Annotated in this window: 1 protein-coding gene; it reads right to left on the minus strand. The window is 69.8% G+C overall.

Annotated features, from left to right (window positions below; translation table 11 throughout):
• Positions 1-1,959: isoleucine--tRNA ligase (locus AC1DY2_RS19180; protein ID WP_476763858.1), on the minus strand; the 1,959-nt coding region annotated here is incomplete at both ends.

Below are 1,959 nucleotides of genomic sequence, written 5' to 3' on the forward strand. Positions count from 1 at the left end.
CTTCACGTTCAGCTCGTCGCGCAGGATGCCCTCGAACGGCGCCAGCGCCGCGGCATCCGTCGTCACGACCGTGAGCCTCGCGAGCGGAAGCCGCACTCGACGGCCGGCCTGCTTGCGCAGGGCGAGCGTCGCGCCGCTGATCTCGCGCACCGAGTCCATCGCGGCGACCAGGGCGTGGTCGGCGGGGAACTCCCCGGCGTCGGGCCACTCGGTGAGGTGCACGCTGCGCCCGCCCGTGAGTCCGCGCCACACCTTGTCGGCGATGAGCGGCAGCAGCGGCGCCGCCAGTCGCGTGTACGTCTCGAGCACGGTGAACAGCGTGTCGAACGCCTCGGCACCCGAGCCGTCCTCGCCGACGCCAGCCCAGAACCGGTCGCGCGAGCGGCGCACGTACCAGTTCGTCAGCACGTCGGCGAAGTCCCGGAGCTTCTGGGAGGCGAGGGTCGAGTCGAACGCCTCGAGGTCGTCCGTGACGGCGGTCACGAGGTCGCGGAGCTTGGCGAGCAGGTAACGGTCGAGCACGTCGGTCGAGTCGGTGCGACGGGTCGCCTCGTAGCCACCCTCCCGTGCCGTGTTGGCGTAGAGCGAGAAGAAGTACCAGGTGCTCCAGAGCGGCAGCATGACCTGCCGCACGCCCTCGCGGATGCCCTCCTCGGTGACGATGAGGTTGCCGCCGCGCAGCACCGAGCTCGACATCAGGAACCAGCGCATGGCGTCGGCACCGTCGCGGTCGAAGACCTCGGAGACGTCGGGGTAGTTGCGCAGCGACTTCGACATCTTCTGCCCGTCGCTGCCGAGCACGATCCCGTGGCTCACCACGTTCTTGTACGCGGGGCGGTCGAACAGCGCGGTCGAGAGTACGTGCATGACGTAGAACCATCCACGGGTCTGGCCGATGTACTCGACGATGAAGTCGGAGGGATGGTGCGTGTCGAACCACTCCTGGTTCTCGAACGGGTAGTGCACCTGCGCGAACGGCATGGAGCCCGAGTCGAACCACACGTCGAGCACGTCGGGGATGCGCCGCATCGTCGACCTCCCGGTGGGGTCGTCGGGGTTCGGCCGCGTGAGCTCGTCGATGTAGGGACGGTGCAGGTCGGGCTCGCCCGCCGTGTTCACGGGCACCCGGCCGAAGTCGCGCTGGATCTCCTCGAGCGAGCCGTACACGTCGACGCGCGGATACTCGGGGTCGTCGCTCTTCCACACCGGGATGGGCGAGCCGAAGTAGCGGTTGCGGCTGACCGACCAGTCGCGGGCGCCCGCGACCCACTTGCCGAACTGCCCCTCCTTGACGTTCTCGGGCACCCAGGTGATGTCCTGGTTCAGCTCGCCCATCCGGTCGCGGAACTCGGGCACGCGGATGAACCAGCTCGAGACCGCCTTGTAGATGAGCGGGTTGCGGCACCGCCAGCAGTGCGGGTACGAGTGCTCGTAGCTCGCCTGCCGCAGCAGGCGCCCCTCGGCCTTGAGCAGCTGGGTGAGCGGCTTGTTCGCGTCGCTCCAGAGGAGCCCCGCGACATCCGTCACCGCCGGCAGGAACCGGCCCGCGTCGTCGAGGGAGATGACGACCGGGATGCCGGCGGCCTCGCCGATCTTCTGGTCCTCCTCGCCGTACGCGGGGGCCTGGTGCACGATTCCGGTGCCGTCGTCGGTGGTCACGTAGTCGGCCACGAGGACCTGCCAGGCGTTCTGGAGGCCGTACTGCTCGACGTCGGCGTAGTAGTCGAACAGCCGGTCGTAGGTGACGCCCTCGAGCTCGGCACCGCGCACGGTGCGCGAGACGGCGGCGCGGGCGTCGTCGGCCGAGTCGTAACCGAGCTCCTTCGCGTAGCCGCCGACGAGGTCGCGGGCGAGGAGGTACTCGCCGCCGAGCACCTCGGTGTCGGAGGCGCCGGCCCGTTCGCGCAGCACCGACGCGTCGGGCGTGCCGTTGGGCCCGGCTGGCACCACGGCGTACTC

The sequence above is a fragment of the Agromyces sp. P1_H4 genome (assembly GCF_056405255.1).